Genomic DNA, 14,060 nt, shown 5'->3' on the forward strand with positions numbered 1-14,060 from the left:
GAACGCAGGCAGAACAAGCCTCAAGCAAGACCTTTGGGAGCGCCCATTCGTGGCTGAACAGAAGGCCTCGACCTCGATCGAGGCAGTGGAGAGCGGCCTCGCCGCGCAAGGCTATATCGCGAGCCGGCAGATCGCGACCGCCGTCTATTTGTCGCAGCAGATCGAGAAGCCGATCCTGGTCGAAGGCCCCGCGGGCGTCGGCAAGACCGAGCTTGCCAAGGCCATTGCTGCCTGGCGCGGCATGAAGATGATCCGCCTGCAGTGTTACGAAGGCCTCGACGAGGCCAAGGCGCTCTACGAGTGGAAATACGCAAAACAGCTTCTCTACACCCAGATCCTCAAGGACAAGCTCGGCGAAGTCCTCGGCGGTGCGCAGACGCTGCACGCGGCGCTCGAGCAGCTCCATGATTTCGGTGACGTCTTCTTCTCCAAGGAGTTCGTCGAGCCGCGGCCGCTGCTCCAGGCGCTGGAGCAGCCCGGCGGTTGCGTGCTGCTGATCGACGAGATCGACAAGTCGGATGCCGAGTTCGAATCGCTGCTGTTGGAAATCCTCTCCGATTTCCAGGTCACGATCCCCGAGCTCGGCACGGTCTCGGCGATCACGCCGCCGACGGTGATCCTCACCTCCAACAGCGAGCGTGACCTCGGCGACGCCCTGAAGCGGCGCTGCCTGCATCTGCATATCGGCTTCCCCGAGCAGCGGCTCGAAGAACGCATCGTCGAGAGCCGCGTCTCCGGCATCTCGCAGGCGCTGCGCCGGCAGATGGTCGGCTTCATCCACGAGATCCGCTCGCTCGACCTGAAGAAGCTGCCCTCGGTCAGCGAGACCATCGACTGGGCGCGCGTCCTGGTTCTACTTCAGGCTACGGAGCTCGATACGGAGATCGTCAAGGACACGCTCAACGTGCTCCTGAAATACGAGGCCGACATCGAGGCAGCAACGCCGCAAGTTACGACCTTCATTGCCAAGGCAGCACGATCCAACGTCTTCGGTTGACGCCGATGCGCGAGAACCTCCATCGTTTCTTTCGGGCGGCGCGCGGCGCCGGCGTGCATGTCTCGCCCGCCGAAAGCATCGATGCGATGCGCGCGGTCAAGCAGGTCGGCTTTTCCGACCGGGCCATCCTGCGCGATGCGCTGCTCCTGACCCTCGCCAAGTCGCAGGACGAGAAGCTCGCCCTCGGCGACTGCTTTGATCTCTTCTTCAGCCAACCAGAGCCGCGGCAGCATCAACCCGAAGCCGACGACAACGACGACGCCTCGCAGGACGCGGATCAGACCCCCTCACTCAGCTCGGCCAGCGAAGCAGGCGAAGGCCAGCCTTCCGAAGGATTAGGCCCGCTTGCGCAGATGCTGCTGTCGCAGGATCGCAACGCGATCGCAGCCGCGATCGCCAGCGCTTCCGGTGCGGCTTCGCTGTCCGACATCCGCTATTCGACTCAGCGCGGCATCTTTTCCAGCCGCATCCTCGACGCCATGGGCCTTCAGCGCCTGCGTGACGATCTCGACGCGCTCACCGCGACCAATCCGTCGCTGGCCGAGCGTCTGCGCGGCGCGCTGGACGCGTTGCGCGAAGCGGTGCGCGACACGGTCTCGCAAGGCCTTGCGCTCTATGCCCGCGAGGAGGCCGAAAACCTCCGCAACGAAATCCTGCGCAACGCGCCGCTTGCCCGCATCGAGCGGCGCCAGGTCGCGGAGATGCGCGCCCTCATCCGCCAGATCGCGCGCCGCCTGCGCGAGCGTTATTCGAAGCCGCGCAAGCGCCAGCGCCGCGGCCATCTCGACGTGCGCCGCACGCTGCGCCGTAACGCTGCCTGGGGCGGCGTGCCCTTCCTCACCGCGTGGAAGCGCAAGCACCGCGACCGGCCCAAGATCGTCGCAATCTGCGACGTCTCAGGCTCGGTCGCGCAGGTCTCCGATTTCTTCCTGCTCCTGATCCACTCGCTGCACGAGGTGGTCGACGACGTCCACTCCTTCGCCTTCTCCTCGCATCTGATCGAGGTCAGCGAGATCCTGGAAAAGAAGTCGCCGGAAGAGGCGATGGCCGAGATCATGTCCAAGGTCGGCTTCGGCTCATCCGACTACGGCTCTTCGCTCGTCGATTTCGAGAAGGAGTTCATGAGCACGCTGACGCCGCAGACCACGGTGATCGTGCTCGGTGACGCCCGCAGCAACAATCTCGACCCGCGCGCCGACATCCTGCGCCGTATCTCCGAACGCTCGAAGCGCGTGGTCTGGCTCAATCCCGAAGGACGGCTCGCCTGGGGCTTCGGTGATTCCGAGATGCCGCGCTACGCGACCTTTTGCACTGTCGTACGCCAATGCGCCACCGCACAGCAGCTCGAGCGCGCCGTGTCCGACATCGTGGCGACTTATCAGTAGACGGCAATCACGTTCGCCGCTGGCGTCAGGCGGCAGTCAGCTCGGCCTGGACGAGGTTGCACTCCCGAAAGTGATACGCGATTTCGTCGAGCGCGCGCTGCTCCCATTCCTGGGCCTGCGCGAGCCAGAACGCCCGTCGCTCCGAATCCAGCGCGGCGCGCTCTCGGCAGAGGAACTCCTGACTGCGAATTTCCACCAGCCTGTTCATGCACTCACACTCCTGTCGTGTGAAGCCAATCCCCTGCGAATCAACGTAGCAGAGTCCAGTCAGAGTCCAATCGCTCTCGCTTCACGATTTCTGTGCATATCGCGACGCGTAATGGGACAGCGATGCTTCCCGTGCACTGCGGTAACGCTCGCCGCACGATCAAGCGCACATCATCAATTAGTGATCGGAGCGCGGGACGATTTTCGTGCGCAAACGATCTTAACTGTTGTGGCGCAATGAAGTGCGGCAATTCGTGAAGAGAGGTTCTAAACAGCTTACCGAATTCCCGACTCATTGTCGTCGCATGGTGTTCATGCGACGCCGCTAACAGGGGCCCGCGAACTTGACTATCGCTTGAGGCAACATGATCAACGACATCGACTTCGATCTTTCGCCGGACCAATGGGAAGCGCTGAAAGCGCTTCGCAACCCTGTGCCAAATGGTCGCCTCTCGAAGGCCTATCTCGTCGAAGGTCTCGTCAAGCTCGGTCTCGTTGTGATCAATGACGGCGTACCTTCGATGACGCCGACCGGACGCAAGGTGCTGGTGCGCGGATCGTGCCGGCTACTGGATCTCGTGGCGTGACGAGGCTGTCTGCGCGCAACGGCTCTGCATGATCGCCTGAAAAATAATCTCTAGCGTTCCCGCTGACAGCGCGTAGCGGGGACGGCCTCAACCCGCCAACGTAACGATCAACGGTCCATTGCGGGTTGCGACAACCGTGTGCTCGTACTGAACGGTAGGCGCCTCGGGGCTGCTGTAGAGCGTCCATGGATCGTCATCACCGTTCTCGGCCCACTCCGCGCCAAGCGACAGGAACGGCTCGACGGTGAACACCAGGCCATCGCTCATGATGCGGCGCTCGGAGCGATCGGGCCATGTCGCGATCTCCGTCGGCTCCTCGTGGAGCGACAAGCCGACACCGTGACTGGCTAGGTTCTTGACGAGCATGTAGCCGTTTTTCCGCGCAAACGTCCCGATGGCCTGACCGATGCCGGCAATCGGCTTGCCGGCTCCAACCTGTCGCAGGCCCGTCCACATCGCCCGCCGACCATCCCTGCAAAGACGCTCGATCGAACGGGGCACGGGCGGAACGGCGAACGAGGCTCCCGTATCGGCAAAGAAGCCGCTCTTCTCGGCCGAGACGTCGATGTTGACGAGGTCGCCCCGCTCGATCCGCCGGGCGCCCGGGATGCCATGAGCGATCTCTTCGTTCACGCTGATGCAGGTTGCGCCAGGAAAGGCATAGGCCAGTTCCGGCGCCGAACGCGCTCCGGCGGTCTCAAGGAACTTTCGTCCGATCCGGTCGAGTTCCGAGGTGGTCATGCCGGGCTCGAGGGCTTTCCCCATCTCCTCAAGCGCATTGGCGACGATACGCCCGACCTCTTTCAGGCAGATCAGATCGTTCTCATTCGAGATTGTCATATCAAGCTCTTGCGAAAGCCGGGACATAGCTGTTGCGATGCCGACTTGCAAACGGAAGAGCGCGCGCAAGAATCCCGGATTATGCGGCGCCCTGGATGACTTCCAGGACCAAGCCGCGACAATCTGGCACGGTTGTTGCTCCTTTTTGACGTCCAAGACGCGTCGAAAAGGGGAAGTCCACCATGACGACCATCACCGCGGTACCTACCGCCGAGCCGAAGCCGCTCTACACCTCGCTGTTCGTCCAGGTCCTCGCCGCGCTGGTGTTTGGCGTCATCCTGGGGATGGCCGTTCCGGACTTCGCCATCGGGCTCAAGATCCTCAGCGATGCCTTCCTGAAGCTGATCTCGATGATCGTGGCCCCGATCGTTTTCTGCGTCGTCGTGCACGGCATTGCCGGTGCCGGCGACCTCAAGAAGGTCGGCCGGGTCGGCGTCAAGGCGCTGGTCTATTTCGAGGTGATGACGACGGTCGCCCTCGTGGTCGGCCTGCTGCTCGCCTATCTCTTCGGCCCCGGCCACGGCATGAACATCGATCCCTCGACGCTCGACGCCAAGGCGCTCAACACCTATGCCGACAACGCCCACAAGCTGTCCGGCGGCGGCATCGGCGCCTTCCTGATGAACGTGATCCCCAGCACCTCGTTCGATGCGCTGTCGCGCAACGACGTGCTCCAGGTGCTGTTCTTCGCGGTCCTGTTCGGTGTCGGCCTTGCACTCGTCGGCGGCGAGAAAGGCGCGCTGGTCACATCGATCATCGACGCGGCCTCCAGCGTGCTGTTTCGGGTGATGGGGCTGATCGTGCGGGTCGCGCCGCTCGGCGTGCTCGGCGCGGTCGCCTATACCGTCGGCAAATACGGCGTCGGCTCGCTGAAGCAGCTCGTCTCGCTGGTGATGTTGTTCTACGTCTCGGTCGGCATCTTCGTGCTGGGCGTGCTCGGCGGCGTCATGGCGCTCGCCGGAATCAACATCCTCAAATTCCTCGCTTACTTGCGCGAAGAGCTGACCATCGTGCTCGCGACCGCGTCCTCCGATGCCGTGCTGCCGCAGATCATGAAGAAACTGGAGCGGATGGGCGTGAAGGATTCCGTGGTCGGCCTCGTCATCCCGACCGGCTATTCCTTCAACCTCGACGCTTTCTCGATCTACCTGACGCTTGCGGTCGTCTTCATCGCGCAGGCGACCAACACGCCGCTGTCCTTCGGCGACCTCCTGCTGGTGCTCGGCGTCTCGCTGATCACGTCGAAGGGTGCGCACGGCGTGCCGGGCTCGGCGATCGTGATCCTGGCCGCGACGCTCAACGCGGTGCCGAGCATTCCTGCCATCGGCCTCGTGCTGGTGTTGTCGGTCGATTGGTTCATCGGCATGGCCCGCGCGCTCGGCAACCTCGTCGGCAATTGCGTGGCGACTGTCGTGGTCGCCGCCTGGGAAGGCGATCTCGACCGCGCCAAGGCGGCCCAGGTGCTGGAGGGCGGCGAGCTGGTCGACGTGACCGCGGGGTAGCGCCCGCGGATCAGTCATCCCACCGGAGGAGTGGCGTTCCATACGCCCTCCTCCAGACGGACAGGAAGCGCGGAAACCATGAGTGCGCCACGGCGCCCTTATACGCCCAGGTGCGATACTTCAGGCCCTGCTCCGAGATCAGCTCCTGATAGCCGCCATGGACTTCGGTCGCGGTCCGAATGTCCTTCAATATCCCCTGCGCGCAAGCCCGATAGGTATCGCTCCCTAAGGCTTCATCAAAATCCAGCATCCGATCCGCGAATTCAACATTGAATGTCGGCCACGACGAACGCCCCTGATAGGCCGGCGCCGCGATCTTGTGGATCATCTTGTTCCGTGGATTATCCGCGGACACCAGAAAGTGGAACGTGCTGGGGATGCGAAAGCGCGGCTCGGCGATGATCAGATCCGTCGTAGCCGCAAACAGCGCCCGCTCGCCGGCATCGTTCATGTCCCAGAAGCCGCGATGCACGCTGACGAAATCCAGGGCCACCAAGGACACCGGTGCGCCCGCCGGGCCGTCAAGCGAATGCCTGATATAGCCGTCCTTGCCGAACAAGCGGAGCAGATCTCTCTTGTACTGCGCAAGGTCGCGACCGAGCAGCCGCTTCAGTTCGTTCTCGTCGACGATCCCGAGCTGCACGCCCCACACGAACGTCGTGTAGACGCAGGCGTTGGTGACGAAGCGCCTGCGCTCGGCCCGCGTATCCGTTGCCGCAGAGCGAGGCCCGCCGGCATCGCACAGCAGATATCTGGTGCCGTCGTGATCAAATGGCTCCAGTTCGCTCGCAAGCCGGAGGATCGCGCGCTTCAGGTCGACGCCATATTCGGCCAGCAGCAGGCGGCCGGCATGTGCGCATTGCGACATCGCCAGATAGGACGACGCTCTCTCGTCGGCACCTATCATCTGCTGGAGACCGGCGAGAATGCCGAGCAGCGTGTCAGAGGGCCGCGAGAAATAATTCACGCCGAGGTACCGCCCGCGTCCCGCAGGAACGATCGTCGTCGTGACCACGTCGGCGCGAACCGCCTCCAGCAGGAGGCGAACGCTCTTTTCGAGCAGGCGCGCCCGACGGACCGCGTCCTGCGCATCCATGATGGTTTCAGGGTCGAGGACGTCGGGGTAAAACCAGGCGAAATCGCGCGGATAATAGGCGGAAGCGTGCGGCGCTCCCGTGACGAGGAAGGCCTCGGTCACCGAAAAGGCGCTGTCCATCGAGTGCCGGTACAAGTCCTCGATGTCCGACAACGCATGATGCGATTGTCTCAGGAAGCGATCACCGAGAAAATTGACCGCCTGAAGCGCGTTGGCGACAAAGGTCGCAGCCATCCCCTGGTAGAACCGGTTCTCACGATGTGATGGAAATGAGATGTCGCTGTTCATATGCGTCAATCGGCTGATGTCTCGTGACCCCGTGATGGCGGCCACCATTTTAAACATGACTGATTCGTATCTCTACCCGGTGACTTGCGGGCTTCAGGCAATCAGTTCGCGCCGGCACGGCCCTCCCGCGGCCTGAAATTCTCGATCACCCGCAGCAGCACGCGCGCGCCGGCGTCGGCATCGGCGAGCTCGACGTGCTCGTCCGGGTGGTGGCTGATGCCGCCGCGACAGCGGACGAAGATCATGCCGACATCGGCGATATCGATCATCGCCATGCCGTCGTGCCCTGCCCCGCTCGGCAGCTCGAACACCGAGGCGCCTTCGGCAGCGATCGCCTGCGCGATCTGATCCTTCAGCCAGGGCGCGCAAGGCGCGGTGCGGTTCTCGTGAGTGACGTCGAGCTGAAGCGCCAATTGCCGGCGCTTGGCGATGGCCTCGATCTGCCGGACGACGTCGGCGACCGCGCGCTTGCGATGCATGTCGGTCGGTGCCCGCATGTCGATGGTGAACGACACTTCGCCGGGGATGACATTGGTCGCGCCGGGCCTCGCCTGGATATAGCCGACCGTGCCGACCAGCCCGCTCTCGTCGGTGCGGCAGAACTGCTCGATCGCGCCGATGCATTCGGCCGCGCCGGCGAGCGCATCACGGCGCAGCGCCATCGGCACGGTGCCGGCGTGACCGGCCATGCCGGTCAGCCGCGCAGCGAGCCGTGTCGCGCCCGCAATCGCAGTGACGACACCGACGGGCAGGTTCTGCGCTTCCAGCACCGGGCCCTGCTCGATGTGCAATTCGAGATAGGCGAGCAGTTCGCGCCGGGCCCGCGCGGCCGCGCCGATGTGATCGGGATCGAGGCCGAACGCGACGAGCGCATCGCGCATCGACACGCCGTCGCGGTCGCGCGTGTTCAGGACGCTCTCGTCGAAGGTGCCGGCCACCGCCCGGCTTCCGAGCAGCGTCGAGGCGAAACGTACCCCCTCTTCATCGGCAAAGCCGATCACCTCGATCGCGAACGGCAGGCGCTTGCCGCGGCGGTTGAGATCGGCGACGCAGGCGATCGCCGTGATCACCCCCAGCGGTCCGTCCCATTTGCCGGCATCGCGCACCGTGTCGTAGTGCGAGCCGAGCATCAGGCAGGGCGCCCCCGGCTGCTCGCCTTCGTAGCGTCCGCAAACATTCCCGATCGCATCGAGATGCGCGCCCATGCCGGCTTCGCGCATCCAGCCCAGGATGAGGTCAGCGGCCTTGCGCAGCTCGTTGGTGAGATAGATGCGGGTGAGCTTGTCGCCGTCTTCCGAGATCGCGGCGAGCTCGTCGATCCCGCGCAGGATCTCCTCGCCGAGCGATGCGTTCTGAACGGCGTTACCAGCAACCATCTCGGCGAGCTTCCCATCTCTTGGGACCGCGGCGGCGGTCCTGGCGGCGATCGATACAAGTTCGGTGCCAGCGAAAAATCACCAACCCGGTCCCGATCCGCGCGTGGGTAGCATGAATGCGGGTTGCCGGCAGACCGTAGCTCCCGTCATGCCCACACGCGAGCTGGCCTGGCTGCTCAACTCCATTGCATACAATTAATATATTCTGCTCAAAAATTAATCTGACGATTTGCTCGGCGGGATTCTGAAAATTCATAAACATTATACTTTTCAATGCCTTCACATCAATTGACCGCTCCGTGGCCTCTGGCACGAAGCTTGCGACATTTTATCCCCAGGCTCCGCCAGACCGGCGCAGCCGAGAGATTGGGGCGGTGCATCCGCCAAGGGGAGCAGGCAATGGATTTTGGCAGGATTTCACGACGTCATTTATTGCAAGGCAGCGCGGCCCTCACTCTCGGTGCAGCAGCGGGCGTCCGGCCGGCCTTGGCGGCCGAAACGACCATCGGCTTCATCTATGTCGGCTCGCGCGACGACTACGGCTACAACCAGGCGCATGCGCAGGGCGCGGCGGCACTGAAGAAAATTCCGGGTCTGAAGGTCGTCGAGGAAGAGAAGGTGCCGGAGACCGACGCGGTCGAGAAGACGATCGAGTCCATGATCAACCTCGACGGCGCCACCCTGCTCTTCCCGACCTCGTTCGGCTACTACAACCCGCACATGATCAAGATGGCCACCAAGTTCCCGAAGCTACGCTTCGAGCACTGCGGCGGCCTGTGGAGCGACAAGGATCCGAAGAACGCCGGCAGCTATTTTGGCTATATCGACGAGGCCCAGTACATCTCGGGAATCGTCGCCGGCTACACCTCCAAGAGCGGCAAGCTCGGCTTCGTTGCCGCCAAGCCGATCCCGCAGGTACTGCGCAACATCAACGCCTTCGCGCTCGGCGCCAGGCTCGCCAATCCCAAGGCCACCACGCAGGTCATTTTCACCGGCGATTGGTCGATGCCGGTCAAGGAGGCCGAAGCCACCAACAGCCTGATCGATCAGGGCGTCGACGTACTCACCTGCCACGTCGACGGTCCGAAGACCATGGTCGAGAACGCGGCACGCCGCGGCGCCTTCGTCTGCGGCTATCACACCAACCAGTCGCCGCTGGCGCCGAAGGCGTATCTCACCGGCGCCGAGTGGAATTGGGAAGCGCTCTATCCGAAGTTCGTGAAGATGATCGCCGCCGGCGAAAGCATCCCGAACTTCTATCGCGGCGGACTCAAGGAAGAGATCGTCAAGACCTCGCCCTACGGCGAGGCAGTCTCCGCCGAGGCGCGCAAGCACGCCGACGAGGTCAAGGCCAAATTCCTGTCGGCAGAGGGCTACGCCATCTTCAAGGGCGGGCTGGTCGACAACAAGGGCAAGACGGTGATCGCAGCCGGTACCGATCGCGGCCAGAAGGATCCTGAGCTGGAGAAGATGGACTACCTGGTCGAAGGCGTGATCGGAGCGACTTCGTGACAACGGAAGCCGCGGATTCCACTGAAGCGGCCGGGACAATTGCCTCGGCCGCCGGTCCCGGCTTTTTCCAGCGCCACGGCGCGACAATCGAATACATCCTGATCCCGGGCGCGGCGCTGGCCGGCGCGCTCGTGGTCTTCGGCATCTTCGTCGCGATGTTCGGCAAGAACCCGCTCGATCTCTATTTCTACATGTATTACGGCGCTTTCGGCACCTGGTTCTCCTGGCAGAATACGTTGACGCGTGCTGCGCCGCTGATCCTCACCGCGCTCTGCACCGCACTGCCGGCACAGCTCGGCATGGTCATCATCGGCGGCGAAGGCGCACTCCTAATCGGCGCGCTATCGGCGACCAGCGCCGCGCTGGCGCTTCAGGGCATGCCGCCGCTCGTCGTGCAAATTGCCATGGTCATCGGCGGCGTAGTCGGCGGCGGCCTGTGGATCATGCTGTCGGGCGCGCTGCGCCAGTATCGCGGTGTCAACGAGACCATCTCGAGCCTGCTGCTCGTCTACATCGCGCTCGCGATCCTCAATCATCTTGTTGAGGGGCTGATGCGCGATCCCGCCAGCCTCAACAAGCCGTCGACGCGTGAGATCGGCGCGGCCAACATGATCGGCAGCATTCCCGGCACCGACGTGCATTGGGGCCTCGTCTTCGGCCTGATCGCCGCGATCGCCGCCTACGTCCTGATCTATCACACCGTGTTCGGCTTCGCCGCGCGCGTCACCGGCGGCAATATCCGCGCCGCAAAGATCGTCGGCCTCGGCGTCAGCAAGCTGATCCTGACCATCTGCTTCCTCGCCGGCGGCGCCGCGGGCCTTGCCGGCATGGTCGAGGTCGCCGCCGTGCAGGGACGCACCAACGCCAACCTTGCGGCGGGCTATGGCTTCACCGGCATTCTCGTCGCCTTCCTTGCCCGGCAGAATCCGCTCGCGATCATTCCCGTCGCGATCCTGCTCGGCGGCATCAGCGCCAGCGGCGGCCTGCTGCAGCGCCGTCTCGGATTGCCCGACGCATCCGTTCTGGTGCTTCAGGGCATCATCTTCGTCTTCGTGCTGGCCAGCGATGCACTTTACGGCCGCATTGGATTTTTGAAGGGAAAATCCTGAGATGGCAGATGGATCGATCGGGCTCTGGACTGTCCCCCTCGCCGTGCTGGGCGGCGCCATCCGCGTCTCCACGCCGTTCCTGTTCGTGAGCCTCGGCGAATGCATCACCGAGCGCTCCGGGCGCATCAATCTCGGCCTCGAAGGCACGCTGGTGATGGGCGCGATGAGCGCCTACGGCATCTCGTATCTCACGGGATCGCCCTGGCTTGGCGTGCTCGCCGCCGGCATCACAGGTGCATTGCTGGGCGCATTGCACGCCGGCATCTGCTCGCTGCCGCGCGTCAACGATATCGCGGTCGGCATTGCACTGATGCTGTTCGGCACCGGCCTTGCCTTCTATCTCGGCAAGCCGCTGATCGAACCCACCGCGCCACGCCTGCCCGCGATCGATTTTGGCTGGTGGAGCGACATCCCGCAGGTGCGCGCCGCGCTGCGCGTCAACGTCCTGTTCCTGATCGGCGTCGCGCTCGCGCCAATCCTCTATTGGGCCTTCCGCACCACGCGCTGGGGCCTTTTGATCCGTACCGCCGGCGAGAGCTCCGACGCCGCGCGCGCAATGGGCCATTCCGTGCTGCTGATCCGCCTGCGCGCGACCATGGTCGGCGGCTTCCTCGCCGGCATCGGCGGCTCCTTCCTGTCGCTGTTCTATCCCGGAAGCTGGAACGAGGGCCTCTCCTCAGGCCAGGGCATCACGGCGGTGGCGCTGGTGATCTTCGCGCGCTGGGATCCCATGCTCTGCCTGTGGGCCTCGCTCGCCTTCGGCGGTGCCGCGGCCTTGGGCCCTGCACTGCAATCGGTCGGCGTCACCTCCGGCTATCACCTCTTCAACGCCGCCCCATACATCCTGACGCTGGCGATCATGATCATCACCTGCTCGCCGAAACGCACGCTGACCGGAGCCCCGGCCGAATTGTCGATCACCCGCTAGAGAGCGAAATCATGCCCGAGCGCTATATCAAGTCCGAGCCCTATGCCTGGCCCTACAATGGCGATCTCCGCCCCGAGAACACCGCGCTCATCATCATCGATATGCAAACCGATTTCTGCGGCATCGGCGGCTATGTCGACAAGATGGGCTACGACCTCTCTCTGACGCGGGCGCCGATCGAGCCGATCAAGAAGCTGCTCGCAGCGATGCGCGCGCAAGGCTTTCACATCATCCATACCCGCGAGGGCCATCGCCCCGATCTCTCCGACCTTCCCGCCAACAAGCGCTGGCGCTCGCGCCAGATCGGCGCCGGCATCGGCGATCCCGGCCCGTGCGGCCGTATCCTGGTGCGCGGCGAGCCGGGCTGGGACATCATCGAGGAGCTGGCGCCGCTGCCGGGCGAGCCCATCATCGACAAGCCCGGCAAGGGCTCGTTCTGCGCCACCGACCTGGAGCTGATCCTGCGCGTGCGCGGCATCGAGAACATCGTGCTGACGGGCATCACGACCGACGTCTGCGTTCACACCACGATGCGCGAGGCCAACGACCGCGGCTTCGAATGCGTCCTGCTGCACGACTGCTGCGGCGCCACCGACAAGAGCAACCACGAGCATGCACTGAAGATGATCAAGATGCAGGGCGGCGTGTTCGGCGCGGTCTCGACGTCGGATGCCTTCATCGGGGCGATCTCGTGATCATCGGCGAAACGCCACCGCCGGCAGGCGCCTTCGGCGTCGACGCCATCGCCATGACCATGCGTTTCGGCGACTTCCTGGCGCTCGACAATGTCGAGCTGAAGGTGCGGCCGGGCTCGTTCCACGCGCTGCTCGGCGAGAACGGCGCCGGCAAATCGACGCTCGTCAAATGCATCATGGGCTATTACCGCGCGACCGAAGGCGACATCCTCGTCGGCGGCCGCGAGCAGGCGATCGCAAATCCAAAGGACGCCCACGCGCTCGGCCTCGGCATGGTCTACCAGCATTTTACCCTGGTGCCGGCAATGACGGTCGCGGAAAACCTCGTGCTGGCACGCGACGATGTGCCGGCCGTGGTGAACTGGCCGAAGGAGATGAAGGAGCTCGAGGCTTTTCTGGCGCGGATGCCCTTCAAGGTGCCGCTCGGCGCAAAGGTCTCCGACATCTCGGCCGGCGAGCGGCAGAAATGCGAGATCCTCAAGCAGCTCTATCTGAAGCGCCGCTTCCTGATCCTGGACGAGCCGACTTCGGTGCTGACGCCCGCGGAGGCCGACGAAGTGCTCGGCATGCTCCGCGACATGGTCGTCAAGGGCGAGCTGACCATCCTGATGATCACGCACAAATTCCGCGAGGTCATGGCCTTCGCCGACGACGTCACGATCCTGCGCCGCGGCAAGCTCGCAGGTGCCGGCAAGGTTTCCGAACTCACACCGGATGCGATGGCGCGAACCATGATCGGCGCCGAAGAACTGACCGTGCAGCCGCTGCGCACCGGCGAAGCCGGCCAGGCCCGGCTGGAATTGGCAAAAGTCCGCGCGCTCGACGACGCAGGCGCCATTGCCGTGCACGACGTCTCACTCACGGTTCGCGCCGGCGAGATCGTCGGCATTGCCGGCGTCTCCGGCAATGGCCAGCGCCAGTTGGTCGAGGTGTTGGCCGGCCAGCGCGAGCCGGAGGGTGGTGAAATTCGCGTCGCGGGCGATTCCTATCACGCCAGCCGCGAGGAGATGCGGCGCCACAAGATGTCGCTCCTGCCCGAGGAGCCGCTGAAGAACGCCTGCGTCGGTGGCATGAGCGTCGCCGACAACATCGCCTTCCGCGAGTTCGACCGCGCGCCCTTCGCCAGCGGCGGCTGGTGGCTCAACCGCGGCGCCTTCCGGGACGATGCGAAGAGGAAGATCAGGCAGTACAAGATCAAGACCCGCACGCCCGATACGCCGATCGCGGCGCTGTCGGGCGGCAACGTGCAGCGCGCCGTGCTGGCGCGCGAGCTTGGCGGCAACGTCGAGGTGCTGATCGCGGCCAATCCCTGCTTCGGCCTCGACTTCGCGGCGGTGGCGCAGATCCACGCCGAGATCATGGCCGCCCGCAACCGTGGCGCCGCCGTGCTGCTCGTCAGCGAGGATCTCGACGAATTGCTCGAACTCTCCGATCGTCTGGTGGTGATGTTCCACGGCGAATTCGTGTATGAAGCACGAACCAGCCAAGCCGATCTCACCGTGGTCGGCCGGCATATGGCGGGGCATTGACCAGGGACG

General features: G+C 64.2%; 13 protein-coding genes. 9 read left to right on the forward strand and 4 right to left on the reverse strand.

The window, feature by feature from the left end:
- The first annotated feature begins 49 nt into the window (after positions 1-49).
- Together AC5ZFO_RS13320 and AC5ZFO_RS13325 are read left to right on the forward strand one after the other, a co-directional pair.
- A complete protein-coding gene (locus AC5ZFO_RS13320; protein ID WP_282524248.1) occupies positions 50-997 on the forward strand; it encodes an AAA family ATPase in 948 nt (315 codons plus the stop codon).
- A 5-nt stretch (positions 998-1,002) separates the two neighbouring features.
- A complete protein-coding gene (locus AC5ZFO_RS13325) occupies positions 1,003-2,382 on the forward strand; it encodes a vWA domain-containing protein (RefSeq protein ID WP_496122155.1) in 1,380 nt (459 codons plus the stop codon).
- Between the two features lie 25 nt (positions 2,383-2,407).
- Here the strand turns inward: AC5ZFO_RS13325 and AC5ZFO_RS13330 are convergent, their stop codons facing one another.
- Positions 2,408-2,590, reverse strand: coding sequence for a hypothetical protein (locus AC5ZFO_RS13330; RefSeq protein ID WP_282524250.1), 183 nt, complete (start codon positions 2,588-2,590; stop codon positions 2,408-2,410).
- A gap of 364 nt (positions 2,591-2,954) precedes the next feature.
- Between AC5ZFO_RS13330 and AC5ZFO_RS13335 the strand changes: the two genes are divergently transcribed.
- Entirely contained in the window at positions 2,955-3,176 is a 222-nt protein-coding gene (locus AC5ZFO_RS13335) for a hypothetical protein (RefSeq protein WP_282524251.1), read from the forward strand.
- 87 nt (positions 3,177-3,263) lie between these two features.
- On the opposite strand, the gene map is transcribed toward AC5ZFO_RS13335, so the two are convergent.
- Positions 3,264-4,016: a type I methionyl aminopeptidase gene (gene map / locus AC5ZFO_RS13340; protein ID WP_496122184.1), complete on the reverse strand. Its 753-nt coding sequence runs from the start codon at positions 4,014-4,016 to the stop codon at positions 3,264-3,266.
- 182 nt (positions 4,017-4,198) lie between these two features.
- Here map and AC5ZFO_RS13345 point away from each other — a divergent pair, with 182 nt between their 5' ends.
- Positions 4,199-5,518: a dicarboxylate/amino acid:cation symporter gene (locus tag AC5ZFO_RS13345; RefSeq protein ID WP_282524252.1), complete on the forward strand. Its 1,320-nt coding sequence runs from the start codon at positions 4,199-4,201 to the stop codon at positions 5,516-5,518.
- 10 nt (positions 5,519-5,528) lie between these two features.
- Here AC5ZFO_RS13345 and AC5ZFO_RS13350 read toward each other — a convergent pair whose 3' ends face one another.
- On the reverse strand, positions 5,529-6,902 hold the full coding sequence (locus AC5ZFO_RS13350; RefSeq protein WP_282524340.1) for a hypothetical protein: 1,374 nt from the start codon (positions 6,900-6,902) through the stop codon (positions 5,529-5,531).
- A 101-nt stretch (positions 6,903-7,003) separates the two neighbouring features.
- Positions 7,004-8,278, reverse strand: a complete 1,275-nt coding sequence (locus AC5ZFO_RS13355) for an allantoate amidohydrolase (RefSeq protein ID WP_282524253.1) — start codon at positions 8,276-8,278, stop codon at positions 7,004-7,006.
- Positions 8,279-8,677: 399 nt separating this feature from the next.
- Here AC5ZFO_RS13355 and AC5ZFO_RS13360 point away from each other — a divergent pair, with 399 nt between their 5' ends.
- Genes AC5ZFO_RS13360 through AC5ZFO_RS13380 form a run of 5 tightly spaced genes read left to right on the forward strand, consistent with a single transcriptional unit; the run spans position 8,678 to position 14,051 of the window.
- Positions 8,678-9,790, forward strand: a complete 1,113-nt coding sequence (locus AC5ZFO_RS13360; RefSeq protein WP_282524254.1) for a BMP family ABC transporter substrate-binding protein — start codon at positions 8,678-8,680, stop codon at positions 9,788-9,790.
- On the forward strand, positions 9,787-10,899 hold the full coding sequence (locus AC5ZFO_RS13365; RefSeq protein WP_282524255.1) for an ABC transporter permease: 1,113 nt from the start codon (positions 9,787-9,789) through the stop codon (positions 10,897-10,899). The genes AC5ZFO_RS13360 and AC5ZFO_RS13365 overlap by 4 nt, the downstream gene beginning before the upstream one ends.
- 1 nt (position 10,900) lies before the next feature.
- Positions 10,901-11,827, forward strand: a complete 927-nt coding sequence (locus AC5ZFO_RS13370) for an ABC transporter permease (RefSeq protein WP_282524256.1) — start codon at positions 10,901-10,903, stop codon at positions 11,825-11,827.
- A gap of 11 nt (positions 11,828-11,838) precedes the next feature.
- Positions 11,839-12,522 carry a biuret amidohydrolase gene (gene biuH / locus AC5ZFO_RS13375; RefSeq protein WP_282524257.1) on the forward strand — a complete coding sequence of 228 codons (684 nt, stop codon included), beginning with the start codon at positions 11,839-11,841 and terminating at the stop codon, positions 12,520-12,522.
- The gene (locus AC5ZFO_RS13380) at positions 12,519-14,051 is read left to right on the forward strand and encodes an ABC transporter ATP-binding protein (RefSeq protein WP_496122156.1); all 1,533 of its coding nucleotides are present in this window, start codon (positions 12,519-12,521) and stop codon (positions 14,049-14,051) included. The genes biuH and AC5ZFO_RS13380 overlap by 4 nt, the downstream gene beginning before the upstream one ends.
- The last annotated feature ends 9 nt before the right edge of the window (positions 14,052-14,060 follow it).

Source organism: Bradyrhizobium sp. Unk1 (assembly GCF_059512345.1).

What these genes read in the sequence shown, in the direction of transcription:
- AC5ZFO_RS13325 (WP_496122155.1), top strand. Translation starts at nt 1,003, where the DNA reads ATGCGCGAGAACCTCCATCGTTTCTTTCGGGCGGCGCGCGGCGCCGGC.
- AC5ZFO_RS13330 (WP_282524250.1), bottom strand. Translation starts at nt 2,590, where the DNA reads ATGAACAGGCTGGTGGAAATTCGCAGTCAGGAGTTCCTCTGCCGAGAG.
- AC5ZFO_RS13335 (WP_282524251.1), top strand. Translation starts at nt 2,955, where the DNA reads ATGATCAACGACATCGACTTCGATCTTTCGCCGGACCAATGGGAAGCG.
- map (WP_496122184.1), bottom strand. Translation starts at nt 4,016, where the DNA reads ATGACAATCTCGAATGAGAACGATCTGATCTGCCTGAAAGAGGTCGGG.
- AC5ZFO_RS13345 (WP_282524252.1), top strand. Translation starts at nt 4,199, where the DNA reads ATGACGACCATCACCGCGGTACCTACCGCCGAGCCGAAGCCGCTCTAC.
- AC5ZFO_RS13350 (WP_282524340.1), bottom strand. Translation starts at nt 6,902, where the DNA reads ATGAACAGCGACATCTCATTTCCATCACATCGTGAGAACCGGTTCTAC.
- AC5ZFO_RS13355 (WP_282524253.1), bottom strand. Translation starts at nt 8,278, where the DNA reads ATGGTTGCTGGTAACGCCGTTCAGAACGCATCGCTCGGCGAGGAGATC.
- AC5ZFO_RS13360 (WP_282524254.1), top strand. Translation starts at nt 8,678, where the DNA reads ATGGATTTTGGCAGGATTTCACGACGTCATTTATTGCAAGGCAGCGCG.
- AC5ZFO_RS13370 (WP_282524256.1), top strand. Translation starts at nt 10,901, where the DNA reads ATGGCAGATGGATCGATCGGGCTCTGGACTGTCCCCCTCGCCGTGCTG.
- biuH (WP_282524257.1), top strand. Translation starts at nt 11,839, where the DNA reads ATGCCCGAGCGCTATATCAAGTCCGAGCCCTATGCCTGGCCCTACAAT.